Origin of the sequence: Lacticaseibacillus camelliae DSM 22697 = JCM 13995 (assembly GCF_001311195.1) — a bacterium.
GTDB classification, from domain to species: Bacteria; Bacillota; Bacilli; order Lactobacillales; family Lactobacillaceae; genus Lacticaseibacillus; species Lacticaseibacillus camelliae.
Map to the genome: position 1 here is coordinate 15,421 of NZ_BBAJ01000029.1, position 11,675 is coordinate 27,095.

Consider the following 11,675-nt stretch of genomic DNA (forward strand, 5'->3'; position numbering starts at 1 on the left):
TGTAGGGCGAATATTCTGTTACCGCTATCAAGATCTCACAATGCGGCCAAAACGAAGCCTTTTGGTGCTAGCTGGCCGGCCTGATAGCCTTGGGCCAGCGCCGGCGTTGCGGCCAGCGCAACGGGCTTGGCGGTCGTGTTGAAGTACGCCACGATCTGGCGTCGCCTGCGCGGACAACTTTGATCAGGCCGCTTGGCGTGACCGTGAGCCGGGTAGTGCCCTGCCCCAGCGTCTTGGCGTACTTACGACGAAAGGCGATCAGCGCATGGACGCGTTGCCAGACGGGCCCGTTGAGCTTAGACCAGTCCATTGGCCGGCGGCAGTCGGGGTCATTTTCGCCGGCCATGCCCATTTCCGTGCCGTAGTAGATGCACGGCATACCGGTTTGGGTGAACGTAAAGGCCAGTGCCTGCAACGCCAAATCTTCATCCCCGTGTGCCACCGTCAGCAGCCGGGCGGTATCGTGAGAATCCAGCATATTCAGCATCACCTGATCATTTTGCGGGCGGTACATCATCAGCTGATCCGTCAGCAGCTCGACCAGGCTCTTGGCACTCAGCTTGTGGGTGAGAAAATGGTCCTCGATCTGCTCAGTGTAGGCATAGTTCATGACCCCGGAAAACTGGTCGCCGTTCAGCCACGGCTGACTCGAGTGCCAAACCTCGCCGATGATCAGGAAATCCTTTTTGGCCCGCTGAGTGGCCTGATAGAACCGCTTCCAGAAGTGGTGATCGACCTCGTTGGCCACGTCGAGCCGCCAAGCATCAATGTCAAACGTCTTGATCCAGTATGTGGCCACGTTGAGCAGGTAATCCTGAACCTCGGGATTGGCCGTGTTGAGCTTGGGCATGTGAGGTTCGAACGCAAAAGTCTCGTACTGAGGCTTGCCCTCACCGCGGTTGGGATCGTGAAACGGCGTGAGTGGGTAGTTACTGATGTGGAACCATGAAGCAAACCTTGAGTCCGCCCCATTTTTCAGGACGTCCTGCCACTGCAAACTGTGCTCGCCGATGTGGTTAAAGACGGCATCCAGCATGACTTTCATGCCGCGCTGATGCGCCTCTGAAACCAGCTTGGCAAACAGCGCCTTGTCGCCAAAATCCGGATCAATATCAAAGTAATCAATGGTGTCGTACTTGTGATTGGACGCCGCCGTGAACAAGGGGCAGAAGTACAACCCATTGACCCCAAGCGCCTGCAGATCATCCAGGTGATCGAGCACCCCTTGCAGATCGCCCCCGTAGTAATCCTCTCTGCCTGGATGATCAGCTGGCCGCCACGGTTTAGTGCCCTCCGGGTCGTTGTGCTTATCACCGTTGGCAAAGCGCTCAGGAAAGATCTGATACCACACCGTTTCCTTTGCCCAGTCAGGCGTTTTCACCCGGTCAAGCTCGTGGAAGTACGGCATTCTGAAGACATTTTCAGTGCGATTTGCCGGTGTATCCTCGCGCAGCCCCCGGTCGGAGTAAAGAAGCGTGGTACCATCTTTGCCCTCCACCAAGAACTGATATTGTAGCCGCGAATAAGGCATCCGCAGGTCAACCGACCAGTAGTCCTCAGTTTGGCCAGTGCCAATTTTGCGCATCGCCAATGTTTGGTAACGCCAAACCGTTTTCTTGGTCGCCGGATCCAAGACGGTCAGGTAAGGATCACCGTAAATCAGCGAGACCTTGGCGACGTCGTCTTTGGCGGTGTGGAAGTGCAACGTCAGTAAGCCTTCTGTGTACAAATAGCAATCTTCGCTTTCCGGGCGGTGCCGCAGTGCTGCAGTATTCATTTTGATTGATCTCCTTCGTTAGTTGTCAAAACCACCCCAGCGTATGGGGCCAGCGTTAATTGATTGCCGTCGAGGTGCGTCTCGCCCGCGGCTAACAGCGGCTGATAATCCCCTGCCGGCAGCGTCAGCGCTCCGGCCTGGCCGGTGAGTGCCACCGCCACCAGTGCGCGCGTCGACCCTAATTGGCGCTGATACACGTACAAATGGTCAGGCGTCGTCAGCATGAGGTAATCGCCGTCTTGGAACACCGGGCGCTTCTTGAGTGCAATCAGCTGCCGATAAAACTGCAGCATGCTCCCGGCGGCCCCTGCTTGCTGGGCAACACTTGTGCTGTCGGCTTCTCGTCCTGTCAGCCATGGCGTGGCGGTTGAAAAGCGTGATGTGGCGTGTTATCCCATGGCATTGGCCCGCGCGCCGGTAATTTATGCGTTTGAGATACCAGCTTTAGCGCCGCCGCCTCTGTCAGGCCCGCCGCTTTGGCCTGCGCGATAAACGGCGCCACAGTTTGGTCATGGAAGGCGGCCACGGAGTCAAATTCAAGATTCTGCAGTCCCAGCTCATCGCCGTAATAAATCACCGGGATGCCGCGCTGCAGGTACATGAGCAGCGCCAGTGACCGGGCCTGGGTCTCATTTTTCGCAATCCGTGTCCGCAGCCGCGGCAGGTCGTGGTTGCTCCACCACAACGTCGGCGCCGCCACCCCACTCAAGACCTGCTGCCAAATCAGCTGATCGTGCTTGAAGGCGGCAAAATCCAGCGGTTTGGGCTGAAACGCCGCCGACAGTCGCGGATCCAGGTGTGACTCGTCATCAGTGAAGTAGCGAAACGTGATCACTGAATCCATCAACCCGTTATGCGGTGCGGTGTAGTCTACTGCCAAGTGCGGATCCGCAGACGACGCCTCCCCCAGCAAAAAGACGTCAGGGTAATCACTGCGAAGCCGCTGGCAAAACGGCCTGAGCCACTGCTGGACCTGCGGTAAGTTCGCAAAAAACGGCTCGGCGACGACCGGCTCGGCATTGTCCGCCGGAAAATCCTGGTGCAAGTTTGCCTTGGCGATATGAATAAACGCATCCAGCCGCAACCCGTCGATGCCTTTTGCTAGCCAGAATTCCGCGACATCTCCCATCGCCTGCCGCACCTCGGGATTGGCCCAGTTCAAGTCTGGCATCCGCTTATCAAACAAGTGAAAATACGACTGCCCGGTCCCTGCAGGATCCGGCTCCCAGACTGACCCGCCAAAGAAGCTGCCCCAGTTGTTGGGCCGCTGCCCCTTTTCCCCCTCAAAAATGTAATAGTCGCGGTAAATACTGTGAGGGTCGCGAATTGCGTCCTGAAACCACGGGTGCTGGTCCGAGGTGTGATTGAGGACAAAATCCAGCAGCACGTGAATGCCCGCGCGGTGAAAGGCGGCGATCAGTGACTCCATGTCCGCCATGGTCCCCATGCTTTCGTCGATCGCATAGTAATTGGCCACGTCGTACCCGTTATCCACCTGGGGGGAAACAAAGAGCGGATTCAGCCACACCGTATTGATCCCCAGCGCTTGAAGATAGGGGATCCGCTTTTCAATGCCTTTCAAGTCCCCGATGCCATCGCCATTGCTGTCTTGAAACGACTTGGGGTAGATCTGATAAATAATTGCGTGCTCATACCAAGCGCCCATACTCACCCTTCCTTTCGCTTATCAGCTTAGGGGATGGCGGCCACTGCCGACAAGCATCAAGGCCATGTTACCGCTATCAAAAACCGGCCCTGACCCGTTTTTGCCCACACAAAAAGCGCGTGAGCCAAGTTTGATCCTGGTTCACGCGCATATGTCAGAACTGTTTCCAGTCAGGTCCGCTGGCTCCACAACCTAAGACCACTGATCCCCGGAATCCGCTGGGTGTCGGGATGTGCCCGACTGATCAGCTGACCTTTCACCATTACTGGTTACTCGACTCATCGCATGCAATCATTATATCACGCTTTAGAAGGTTTTGCAGGCTTGCGGTAGGTCATTTCCGCCACCAGCTGGGCCAGCAGGAACCCGACCGCGATCGCGCCGGCGACCATGGCGACGCGAAACGTCAGCGAAAGCGCCTGATTCAGGTCGCCAAGCACCAGCGCGCGCACCGCCTGATAGGCCGTCGCACCGGGCACGAGCGGCACCAAGCCGGGAATGTTAAAAATGATCACCGGCATTTTTTTGACGCGGGAAAACACGATCCCGCATAGCCCGATGGTCAGCGCCCCAAGCAGATTGGCCAGCATGCGGCCGGTGCTCAGCTGCATCAGGACCCAGTAAACCAGCCAGCCGGCCGCGCCAGCCCACCCGGCGAGGTTCAGCGCCTTGTGTGGCACGTTGATGATAATGCAAAGGCCACGGTGGACAGGTACGAGAAGCTGACCTGAACCACCACCTGCAGTGCTAACGGCATAGCGCCCCTCCTTGCTTAGAAAAACCGAAAAATGATCGCGATCCCGACGCCGATGGCACAGGCCGACAGGATGGCCTCCATCCCGCGCGCCATGCCGGACAGCAAGTGCCCCGCCAGCATGTCACGGATCGAGTTGGTGATCGCCACGCCCGGCACCAGCGGCATGACCGCGCCGATGATGATGTTGTTAATGTCACGGCCGACACCCAGCCGCACGCCAAGCCAGGCGGTCAGCCCAACCACAAACGCGCCCACCAGTTCGGAAATGAACTGCAGCTTGGTCAGGCTGGAGACCTTGTAGTAGGCGGCAAACCCCAGCGCGCCGACAATTGCCGCCAGCGGCATGTCGAACCAGTCGTAAGTCTGGGCAAAAATCACCATCAGGGTCGTCGAGCACAACCCGGCGGCAATGATCTGAAGCCACACCGGAAAAAACGGGGTGTGCGCGTCAAGCGTCTCCAGCGCCTGGTGCAGCTGGCTGAGCGTCAACTGGCCGGCCGCAAACTGCCGCGACAGGTTGTTCACGCCGGCCACTTTTTCCATATCGATGCCGCGCTGCGACACCGGGGCAATCTGCACCGTCGCCGGCCCGTCGATGCCGATGAATAGCCCGGTGGGCGTGGTGAACACGCGCGCCGAGTGGGCGCCGGCGTTTTGCGCGATGCGGGTCATGGTGTCATCGACGCGGTACATCTCACTGCCGCCTTCGATCATGATGCGTCCGGCTAGCAGGCACGTGCTCAGCAGCTCATTTTCCATCATGGGCCTCCAAAAACTGTGTGAAGTGTGCGCGCAGCTTGGCCTTGGGGTACGCGCCAGTGACTTTTTCCACCGGCTTGCCCTGCCAGTACAGCAGCATTGTGGGAATGCTTTGCACGTGAAACTGGTCGGCCACGGCGGTGTCACCTTCGACGTTCAACGTCAGCACGCGCATCGGCAGCTCCTGCTCCAGCTCGGCAAGCAAGGGGCTCAGGATCTTGCACGGACCGCACCACTCGGCCCACAGATCCACCACGGTCAGGCCCTTGCCCAGGTGTTTGGTCATTGTCGTACTGGTCACTGCTGTCGGCATCCTCATCCCGTCCTTTCGCTTGTTGATTGTAGCATTGCCTTCGGTGCTTTGAATAGCCGCGGCAACGCCGAGACCAGTCCGTCTAGCCTTTGGTGAAACGGTCGTAGGCGGCCTGATCGAGGACATCGTCGATCTCACCCAGGTACTCGGACACCGCCTGGTTCGGGGCGAAGCGGTGCTTGAAGTTGTACAAGCCATCGCTGTCGTCCAGCCCCCAGACGCCGCCCATGTCGTACTTGGCCTTGCCCAGTTGGCAGGCCCAGTCGATCATTTCGTACTGCAGCCGGTAAGGCACCAGCAGCCGGTTTTCGATCCGCTTGGAGCCGCCGTACATGTGCCAGACCTTATCGCCATACGCAAACGCAATGGCGCTGGCGTGCAGCTCGCCCTCGTGCCAGGCGTTTAAGACCTTCAGGTGGCCGGTGCCGGCAAACGCGGTCGCCATCCGCTCAAAGTAAGCGGCCGGCCGGTACGTGATGCCGTGGTACTCACTCATCGCCTGATAAGTCTCAAAGAAGTCGTCCATCAGCTGCTGGCTTTCCCCGGTTTTGACTTCGACGGCGGTTTTCAGCGAGTGGCGCATCTTGGTGCGCTCGTTGCTTTTCATCCCGGCGATCACGTCCTGGACTGTTTTACCCTGAATGTCGATGACAAAATTGTACCGCGGCTGGATGGTGTCGTGGTTGCCGTGGAACTGCCGGTTGCGCGTGACGTACCCGCGCTGCTGAAAGGCAGCGTTCAGTGCATCACTGTAAGGCACCTCCGGATCCATCCGCAGCAGAAACGCCCCGCGCGCCCGCAGCGCCGGTAGCGCCTCTTGTACCAGCGCGTCGATGGTATCAAGGTCGGTCGGGTCGCAAACTGGGCCCTTGCTGCAGTATGCAAAAACATCCCCGCTGGGGTCGGTGGTCGTCAGGATGGACATGGCAGTGGTGATCTTCCCCGCCGTTTCCAAGGTCACGTAAAGCGGGGACCAGTTGTTCTTCACTTCACCCCAGTGGATCGACTGGGTCACGCTGGTGTAAGGCGCGGCCTCAACAAAAGCTTCATAAGCGGCCAGGGCCGCCGGTTGGTGCTGATCAATAATGGGCATAGTTTCCTCCAAAGAATGACGCCCAGGTCGATCCTGGGCGTTGACATCCAAACTAGTTTATCATTTTCCAACCGCAAGTTGGCGGCAAACCCGACAAAAAAAGGCCGTGTCGTCACGGCCCCTCGGGTTTATTCCTTCGTGAATTCGTTGTACGCGGCTTGATCCATCACATAGTCAAGCTCGCCGATGTACTCATGCACCGGCGTGTCTGGGGCAAACGGGTGCTTGAAGCGGTATAGCCCGTCGTCGTTGTCCAGACCCCAAACGCCGCCCATGTCGTACTTGGCCTTGCCTTCTTGGCAGGCCCAGTTGATCATCTCGTACTGCAGCAGGTAGGGGATCATCAGTGAATTCTTGATCCGCATGGAGCCGCCGTACATGTGCCAGACCTTGTCGCCGAACGCAAACGCGATCGCCGACGCCTGCAGCTGGCCATCGACTCGGGCGATGAAGACCTTCATCTGGTCCTTGCCGGCAAAGGCCTCGGACATCCGGTCAAAGTATGCCAGCGGCCGGTAGGTGATGCCGTGGATCTCGCTCATGGTCTTGTAGGCCTCGAAAAATTCCGGCATCAGCTTTTCGCCGTCGCCCACTTCGACCTCAACGCCGCTGCGCATCGCGTGGCGGATCTTGGTGCGGGTCTTGCCGGTCATCGTGGCCATTACGCCATCGATGTCCTTGTCTTTAATGTCCAGCACAATGTTGAACCGCGGCTGAATTGTGTCATGATTGCCGTGAAACTTGCGGTTGCGGGTCACGTAGCCGTGCGCCTGAAAAGCGGCGTTCAGCTCATCGGTGTAATCCAGCTCCGGGTCCATCCGCAGCAGGAAGGCGTTGCGCTTCTTCAGCTCAGGCAGCGCCTCTTGGACCAACGCATCGATGGTGTCGATGTCAGTCGGGTCGCACACCGGGCCCTTGCTGCAGTAGGCAAACGTGTTCCCGGCCTTGTCGGTGACGGTCAGGATCGACATGCCGGCGGTGATTTCGCCGTCCTTTTCCAGGTAAGCGTACAGCGGGGACCAGTTGTTTTTGACCTTTGACCAGGCGACAGACTGGGTCACCGAGGTGTACGGGGCGTCTTCAACGAATTTCTCGTAGCGGGCAACGTCTTCAGCATTGTTCAAATCAACGATTGGCATTGTTTACTTCCCTTCATTTTTGGCAGCAAAGCGGGCCTTGTAGCTCGCGTAGTACTTCTTGATCCGGTGATTGCGCAGAAAGCTCTTGTCCGCCGGGTACTCCAGGGTGTTGCCCCACTTGCCAGCATCGATTAGCGTCTGCATGTGCTTTTTAATCTCGGGGTCGGTGACATTGGCCACGGCGTCGTCCGGATTGACCCCCAGCCAGAGGTAATCGTTCTTGGCCAGCTCAGGCGCCGTGAACGGCTGGTGGAACACGCGGTCCTCGACCATCGGCTTGATGAGGTTGTGCCCAGACGCGGTGGTGTAAAAGCCGCTGCGGCCCTGGCGCGGGTTCAGCTCGATCAGCTTGAACTCCTGGTCGCGCACGTCATACTTCAGATCGAAGTTGCCAAAACCGGTGTAGCCCATGTTCTTAATGAACTTGGCCAGACGCGCCTCGATGTCCTGATGATACTCGATGAAGGTGGCGACATAATTGCCGACCAGAAAATCGGACGGATCCTGCAACAACTGACGGCCCATCGTCATCTGCCGAACGTTGGAATCCAGATCCGCGTAGAAATTGATCGTGTACATCGCGGTGTCGCCGCCGGGAATGAAGTCCTGCAGCAGGAAGTTGCCGCGGTAACCGGCGTCATACGTCCGCTTCAGCATGGTCAGGATCTGCTCCTTGGCCGTGAACTTGTACGCCTTGCGCTGCCCGGGGAAATCCATGGCGATCTGCTGCGCCGCATCGGCGGGCTTCATCGCGACCGGGAATGCCAGCTTCAGGTCAGCCACTTTTTGCTCGTAGTTCTCCTGGTTGACTACCACTGTCTTGGGATACGGCAGGTGATTTTCCTCACACTGCTGGTAGAAGTGGTCCTTGTAGTAGACGCTGTCCAGGACCTTCACGCTTGGGTACGGGATGATGTATGTCTCTTCAAGCGCGGCCCGGTTGCGAATGGCCAGCTCCGTGTACTCGTCGCCCGCCGTGATCAGGATCGGCTTGACGCCAGGCTTGCCGTACTTTTTCGCCATGTCGAGCAGCGCGGCAACAAATTCCTTGTTTTCCTTGAAGTGGTCGACGACCGTCACGTCGCAGATCTGCGAATCCTTGGTCATCGCCAAGCAGCCACGCCGATGCAGTGACTTTTGACGCCGTAAGCTTCGTGGAATGAGCGCGCCATGCCGTAAATGTTGACATCGGTGCCGACAAGAACTGGAATGATTTGACTGGTATCTACCATAGTAAACTCCTTTTGATATGCAGGCTTAGTTACAGTGTTCATTATCGCACAACTCCCCGTGCGGGCAAGGTTGCGCGTCCGGCTTTAACAATAAAAAAAACCGCCTCAGGAAATTTCCCAAGGCGGTCGACTGAAGGAGAGCGAAGGAGTCGAACCTCCCTACGCATTTCTGCGCTCACAGGCTGCAAGCAGCCCGCAGCATTACCGCTCTGCCAACTCTCCATCTCACTAACAGTATTAAGTATATGACCCACGCCGAGCAATGTAAACGGCCTTCATGAAAACATCATGAAATTCTCACGGAATAAATATTTTTTTTCTCATTTATTTCAGTGACCGTGATTCCTGTCATGCCAACAATTGCGCCGGTAAGAAAAGTTTCATCCTGACTTTTTTGCGGTGAAAACACTTGACCCCGCCCCGCCGAATGACTAAACTCTGCCTTAACTAAAAACAACCGAATCAAACCGTGGAAGTGGAGATCAAAACGATTGTGCACGCACAGAGAGGGGCCGCAGCTGAGAGTGCTCCCGAACGCAGATCGTCAAATGGACCACTGAGGGCCGTCCCAAAAGCATTGCAAGTCAGGATGGACGTTGAGGCACACGTCAGCTGCCGGCAGGGTGTTTGCCCTGCGCTAAGTGCGACTGGGTGTTCCCTGGTCGAATCAAGGTGGTACCGCGGCCTCTTTGCCGTCCTTGACAGAAGTTAGACTTCTGTCTTGGGCGGCTTTTTTTGTTGCTCCGACAAGCGATTCGGCGAACGGGAGGAAAAAAATGAAACTTCAAGAATTGATCACCCCAGCTTTGATTCAGCTTCAAGTCTCGCTGTACAGCCGCGAGGCCGCCATCCAGGCCGGCGCCGATCTGCTGCACGCGGCCGGGGCGCACCCGACTGCCGGGGTGACCGCCGAGGCCATTGAGGCCAATCTGGCGCGCTTTGGGCCCTACTTTGTGATCGCCCCTGGGGTGGCGATGCCACACGCGGCCAGCCCCAGTGAAGTGCTGACTGCTGGCGTCAGCGTCATCACGCTGGCCGCTCCGGTGCACTTTGGCCACGAACGCAACGATCCGGTCAGGCTGGTGCTGACCCTGGCAGCACCGGATCAGGCTAGTCACTTGGCCGCGCTCGGCCAACTGGCCCAGCGGCTGAGTAGGTCAGGCGTTGTCGATCAGGTAATCGCAGCGACCACCAAGGAAACGGTATTGAATATACTTACGGAGGAGAACTAATATGCTAAAACTAGTGACAGTTTGCGGCGCCGGCGTTGGGTCCAGCGTCATGGAAAAAAAATGTTTGCCGAGGAAATTTTAGCCGATCATCACATTGACGGCACCGTGGAGGCCGCGGACATCAGCTCCGTCGCCCCTGACTTGTACGACGGCGTGATCACGACCAGCGACTTTGCCTCACTGCTGCACACAACGACGCCGATCATCCGCCTGGATAATTTGCTGGACAAAGACGCCATGGAAAAGCAGATCATGGCCTTGGTAAAGGGGGCACAGGCATGAGCTTTCTCCTTTACTTCATCAACAACGTGCTGAGCCAGCCAATGATCATCATTGGACTGGTCGTGATCCTCGGGATGGCGCTGATGCGTCAGCCGGTATCCAAGATCCTGCCGAGCACCATCAAGCCGTCATCGGCTTCACCATGATCAACGTCGGCGGCCAGACGCTGGGTACCGCACTCATGCCGCTGACGGGCCTGATCTCCCACATTTTTGGGATGAAAGCCCCGGAGAACACCAGCAACATCGGCGCGGTGCAAGGCCAAAGCCTAGCTGCCATTGGCACGGAAATGGCGCTGATTTTCGCCTTGGGCTTCGTCGTCAACCTGTTGATGGCGCGCTTTACCCCGCTGAAGTACGTTCACCTTTCCCCGCACGTCTCCTTCTTCTTTGCCGGCCTGATCGCCAGTCTGCTTAAGTACAACACGAGCCTTTCCATGGCGGCGCAGGTGGGTGTTGGCGCCATCATTTTGGGACTATACATGACCATCACCTGCTGGTATGTCGCCATTTGCATCAAACCAGTGCGCGGCGCCAAGGGGTTCACGCTGGCGCACTCCAGCTCAAGCGGTGACCTGATCGCCTCGATTGAAGGCGAATTGTTCGGCAATAAGAGTAAAAGTATTGAGGATTTGAAAATCCCCGCCAAGTACGGCTTCCTGCGGGAAATGACGATCGCATTGACGTTGGTCATGACGCTGCTGTTCTTCTTCCTCGGTCTGTTCGCCGGCCCGACCTGGACCATGACTCATGTTGCTGGCGGCAAAGACATTGTGCTTTACGCCATCACGCAAGGAGTTCAGTTCGGGATGTGGATCACCATCATTATCACCGGCGTGCGCATGATGCTGAGTGAACTGATTCCGGCCTTCCACGGGATCGCCAAGAAACTGATCCCGAACGCAACGCCGGGCCTCGATGTCCCACTGCTGTTTCCTCAGTACCCGATGGCGGTCATTGTCGGTTTCCTATGCAGTCTGGCGAGTGGGCTGATCGGGATGGTGCTGCTGGCAGCGTTTCATTTTCCAACCGTTGTCTTCCCGGCCCTCATTCCGACGTTCTTTACCGGCGCGGCCACTGCGATTTTCGGCGACGCCCACGGTGGTCGCCGCGGTGCCATCATCGGCAGCCTCACGAACGGCTTCCTGCTCATTTTCGGTCAGGCCTTTCTGCTTGGCATGGTCGGCACCTACGCGCCGATCATGCGGATCCTGAGTGAAACCGACTACTGCGTTTACGGACCAGCGTTGGGCTTCCTGCTTCATCTTTTCCACTAGTCCCTCATGATGATCAACAGACACAAAAATGGCCGCAGCGATGCGACCATTTTTGTGTCTGGCGACTGACTCAAGTCTTTGGGGCCAACCCGGGCCAGAGATTATCAGGACATCAAAAAAAAGGACCGATTACTCGGTCCTTACTGTAA

8 protein-coding genes, 1 tRNA gene and 4 pseudogenes are annotated in these 11,675 nt (G+C 57.4%); 3 read left to right on the forward strand and 10 right to left on the reverse strand.

Features of this window, described 5'->3' with window-relative positions:
• Positions 1 to 35 precede the first annotated feature (35 nt).
• The 10 genes and pseudogenes from JCM13995_RS06955 to JCM13995_RS14415 all read right to left on the reverse strand — a co-directional run bounded on the left by JCM13995_RS06955 (position 36) and on the right by JCM13995_RS14415 (position 8,958).
• A pseudogene (locus JCM13995_RS06955) lies at positions 36 to 1,777 on the reverse strand (glycoside hydrolase family 13 protein).
• A pseudogene (locus JCM13995_RS06960) lies at positions 1,774 to 3,443 on the reverse strand (alpha-glucosidase). Before JCM13995_RS06960 ends, JCM13995_RS06955 begins: the two co-directional pseudogenes overlap by 4 nt.
• A 299-nt stretch (positions 3,444 to 3,742) precedes the next feature.
• Positions 3,743 to 4,200, reverse strand: a pseudogene (locus JCM13995_RS06965) (threonine/serine exporter family protein).
• Between the two features lie 15 nt (positions 4,201 to 4,215).
• On the reverse strand, positions 4,216 to 4,962 hold the full coding sequence (locus JCM13995_RS06970; RefSeq protein ID WP_054663934.1) for a threonine/serine exporter family protein: 747 nt from the start codon (positions 4,960 to 4,962) through the stop codon (positions 4,216 to 4,218).
• Complete coding sequence (locus tag JCM13995_RS06975) at positions 4,949 to 5,272, reverse strand: thioredoxin family protein (protein WP_054663938.1); 324 nt, start codon at positions 5,270 to 5,272, stop codon at positions 4,949 to 4,951. The genes JCM13995_RS06970 and JCM13995_RS06975 overlap by 14 nt, the downstream gene beginning before the upstream one ends.
• Positions 5,273 to 5,354: 82 nt before the next feature.
• A complete protein-coding gene (locus tag JCM13995_RS06980) occupies positions 5,355 to 6,365 on the reverse strand; it encodes a lipid II:glycine glycyltransferase FemX (protein ID WP_054663941.1) in 1,011 nt (336 codons plus the stop codon).
• Positions 6,366 to 6,493: 128 nt separating this feature from the next.
• On the reverse strand, positions 6,494 to 7,504 hold the full coding sequence (locus JCM13995_RS06985; protein ID WP_054663944.1) for a lipid II:glycine glycyltransferase FemX: 1,011 nt from the start codon (positions 7,502 to 7,504) through the stop codon (positions 6,494 to 6,496).
• Positions 7,505 to 7,507: 3 nt separating this feature from the next.
• Positions 7,508 to 8,611 (reverse strand): carboxylate--amine ligase, encoded by a 1,104-nt coding sequence (locus tag JCM13995_RS06990; RefSeq protein ID WP_054663947.1) that lies wholly within the window; start codon positions 8,609 to 8,611, stop codon positions 7,508 to 7,510.
• The gene (locus tag JCM13995_RS16905; RefSeq protein WP_263849597.1) at positions 8,608 to 8,736 is read right to left on the reverse strand and encodes a hypothetical protein; all 129 of its coding nucleotides are present in this window, start codon (positions 8,734 to 8,736) and stop codon (positions 8,608 to 8,610) included. Before JCM13995_RS16905 ends, JCM13995_RS06990 begins: the two co-directional genes overlap by 4 nt.
• Positions 8,737 to 8,870: 134 nt before the next feature.
• A tRNA-OTHER gene (locus JCM13995_RS14415) sits at positions 8,871 to 8,958 on the reverse strand.
• Positions 8,959 to 9,512: 554 nt separating this feature from the next.
• On the opposite strand from JCM13995_RS14415, the gene JCM13995_RS06995 reads away from it, so the two are divergent.
• The 3 genes and pseudogenes from JCM13995_RS06995 (at position 9,513) to ulaA (ending at position 11,526) form a co-directional block, all read left to right on the forward strand.
• A complete protein-coding gene (locus JCM13995_RS06995) occupies positions 9,513 to 9,968 on the forward strand; it encodes a PTS sugar transporter subunit IIA (RefSeq protein WP_054663950.1) in 456 nt (151 codons plus the stop codon).
• A gap of 60 nt (positions 9,969 to 10,028) precedes the next feature.
• The gene (locus JCM13995_RS07000; RefSeq protein WP_225350769.1) at positions 10,029 to 10,250 is read left to right on the forward strand and encodes a PTS sugar transporter subunit IIB; all 222 of its coding nucleotides are present in this window, start codon (positions 10,029 to 10,031) and stop codon (positions 10,248 to 10,250) included.
• Positions 10,247 to 11,526 (forward strand): annotated as a pseudogene (gene ulaA, locus JCM13995_RS07005) (PTS ascorbate transporter subunit IIC). The gene JCM13995_RS07000 and the pseudogene ulaA overlap by 4 nt, the downstream one beginning before the upstream one ends.
• The last annotated feature ends 149 nt before the right edge of the window (positions 11,527 to 11,675 follow it).

What these genes read in the sequence shown, in the direction of transcription:
- JCM13995_RS06970 (WP_054663934.1), bottom strand. Translation starts at nt 4,962, where the DNA reads ATGATGGAAAATGAGCTGCTGAGCACGTGCCTGCTAGCCGGACGCATC.
- JCM13995_RS06975 (WP_054663938.1), bottom strand. Translation starts at nt 5,272, where the DNA reads ATGCCGACAGCAGTGACCAGTACGACAATGACCAAACACCTGGGCAAG.
- JCM13995_RS06980 (WP_054663941.1), bottom strand. Translation starts at nt 6,365, where the DNA reads ATGCCCATTATTGATCAGCACCAACCGGCGGCCCTGGCCGCTTATGAA.
- JCM13995_RS06985 (WP_054663944.1), bottom strand. Translation starts at nt 7,504, where the DNA reads ATGCCAATCGTTGATTTGAACAATGCTGAAGACGTTGCCCGCTACGAG.
- JCM13995_RS06990 (WP_054663947.1), bottom strand. Translation starts at nt 8,611, where the DNA reads ATGACCAAGGATTCGCAGATCTGCGACGTGACGGTCGTCGACCACTTC.
- JCM13995_RS16905 (WP_263849597.1), bottom strand. Translation starts at nt 8,736, where the DNA reads ATGGTAGATACCAGTCAAATCATTCCAGTTCTTGTCGGCACCGATGTC.
- JCM13995_RS06995 (WP_054663950.1), top strand. Translation starts at nt 9,513, where the DNA reads ATGAAACTTCAAGAATTGATCACCCCAGCTTTGATTCAGCTTCAAGTC.
- JCM13995_RS07000 (WP_225350769.1), top strand. Translation starts at nt 10,029, where the DNA reads ATGTTTGCCGAGGAAATTTTAGCCGATCATCACATTGACGGCACCGTG.